The organism is Actinoallomurus acaciae, from assembly GCF_042429965.1.
In the GTDB taxonomy this organism is placed as follows: Bacteria; Actinomycetota; Actinomycetes; order Streptosporangiales; family Streptosporangiaceae; genus Actinoallomurus; species Actinoallomurus acaciae.
Map to the genome: position 1 here is coordinate 1 of NZ_JBHLZP010001010.1, position 1,440 is coordinate 1,440.

General features: G+C 73.1%; 2 protein-coding genes and 1 pseudogene. 1 reads left to right on the plus strand and 2 read right to left on the minus strand.

What is annotated here, in order from left to right; all coding sequences use genetic code 11:
- Positions 1 to 567, plus strand: a 567-nt coding sequence (locus ACFFNX_RS49925; protein WP_378213516.1) for a hypothetical protein, incomplete at its 5' end; no start/stop codon positions are given.
- Here ACFFNX_RS49925 and ACFFNX_RS49930 read toward each other — a convergent pair.
- A complete protein-coding gene (locus ACFFNX_RS49930; protein WP_378213517.1) occupies positions 540 to 1,037 on the minus strand; it encodes a nuclear transport factor 2 family protein in 498 nt (165 codons plus the stop codon). The genes ACFFNX_RS49925 and ACFFNX_RS49930 overlap by 28 nt on opposite strands.
- Positions 1,038 to 1,178: 141 nt before the next feature.
- Positions 1,179 to 1,440, minus strand: a pseudogene (locus ACFFNX_RS49935) (hypothetical protein); the annotation flags it as partial.

Below are 1,440 nucleotides of genomic sequence, written 5' to 3' on the forward strand. Positions count from 1 at the left end.
GCCGGCGACGCCGCCGGAGCCGGGGCCCACGCCCGTGCCGCGCTCGATCCCCCCGAGTCCCTCGGCGAGGCCCGCCACCCGCTGGCCAACTGCGCCGACCTGCTCCTGCTGCTCGGCGACGCCCATGCCGCCGCCGGGGAGACGGCGGCCGCCCGTGAGGCCTGGACGCGGGCGGCCACCGCCGACGGCGACTTCCAGGAGATGAGCACCCGGCCGTACAGCGAGATGACGTACTTCTCCGTTCTGGCGTGGCGCCGCCTGGGCCGCGAGGATCTCGCCGCGGATCTGGTCACCGGCCTGGAGGCCTACGTCGCGCAGCTGCGGGCGGCCCCCGCGCGGGTCGACTACTTCGCCACGTCCCTGCCGACGATGCTGCTGTTCACCGACGACCTCCGGGCCCGCCACGAGACCGCGGCGGCCTTCCTCGCCGCCCAAGTGGCCGAGCTGAACGGACGGCGCGACGAGGCGCGGGCGGGGATCGCCGGAGTCCTGACCCGCGACCCGAACCACCTCGCCGCCCTCACCCTCGCCGGACAGCCTCAGGCCCGATCGGCCAGCCAGGGGTAGCGCTCGGTGTCCTTGGCCGCGTAGTCGGGGTCGAGGTAGATGAAGAGACGCTGGACCTTCCAGTCGCGGATCTCGAAGACGTCGCACCAGCGGCCCGCGGCCCACTCCGGCACGCCGGCGCGCCAGGGGCCGTCGCGGTGCTCGCCGTGGCTCGTGCCCTCGACCACCACCACGTCACCGCCGGAGAAGACCCAGTTGAAGTGCGCATAGTGGTGCTCGATCTTCTTGATCGTGGACCCGACGTCGCCGAACATCCGGCCGATCTCCTCCTTGCCGTTGGCAAGGCCCCACTTGGGGAAGTACGCCTGGGCGTCCTCGGCGAACAGGTCGAGGATGCCGTCGCCCGTCGAGGTGACTCCCCCGTTGTCGAACGCCTTGAGATATTCGAGGATGACGGACTTGCGCTGCTCGTCGGTCATCGTCTCTCTGGTCAGGGCCACGCCGTCTCCGATCGTCGAGCGGAAGAGCACACACCCATGACATCGCCGGCGGCGGGTGGCCCCGCTACATCGAGGTCGCCAGAATCCATCGAGGTTCGTCGGCGCCCGGTCGGGCGGTGGAGCGCGTCGGCGTCCTCGCCCGGCGAACGGTGCGGGGGGGCTCGTGGAGGCTCAGTGCCCGCCCTTGCCGTGCCCGGGGTGTCTGCCGTGTCTTCCCGGGCCGTGCCCGGCGTGGTTCCCCCGGCGGGCCGGAGGCTGGAAGCGCTTGGCCGCGGGCCGTGGAGTCGCCTTGGCCGGGGTGGAGGACGGATGCCGGACCGCCGCCGAGGGTGATGGCACGGTCGCCGGCCGATGGTGGGAGGCCGGCCAGGCGGACCAGGTGACGATGCCCGCGAGCGCGGCCAGGCCCGTCAGCACGAGCGGAAGCGCCCGC